General features: G+C 60.0%; 1 protein-coding gene. It reads left to right on the forward strand.

Going from position 1 to position 427, the window contains the following annotated elements; all coding sequences use genetic code 11:
- Positions 1 to 427, forward strand: a 427-nt coding sequence (locus DOU50_RS00020) for an adenosylcobinamide-GDP ribazoletransferase (protein ID WP_148768436.1), incomplete at both ends; no start/stop codon positions are given.

The raw sequence follows: 427 nt of genomic DNA on the forward strand, positions 1-427 counted from the left end.
TCATCTGGACGGTCTGGCGGACACCTGCGATGGCGTCTTTTCTGCCCGCACCCGCGAACGGATGCTGGAGATTATGCGCGATAGCCGGTTGGGAACCTATGGCGGTCTGGCCATCGTATTCTGCATCCTTATCAAAGTCGCTGCGGTAATTTCCCTGGCCCACCTTCCGGTTAATACCCTGTTTGCGCTGCTGGTCTGCGCGCCGATCGTCGGGCGAACGGCAATGGTGTTGGCCATGTACCGGCAGCGCTATGCGCGCGAAGGGGCTGGAATGGCAAACGCCTATCTTGGCCATATCAGCGGCAAAGAGACGGTCATCACCCTCTGCATCGGCGTGGCGCTCGTGGGGCTATTGGCCGGGGCGCACGGGCTTATCGCCAGCGTCATCACCTGGATGGTCGTCAACGCGGTAAAGACCTTTTTAAGC

Origin of the sequence: Enterobacter sp. C6 (assembly GCF_008122455.1) — a bacterium.
GTDB classification, from domain to species: Bacteria; Pseudomonadota; Gammaproteobacteria; order Enterobacterales; family Enterobacteriaceae; genus Enterobacter; species Enterobacter pseudoroggenkampii.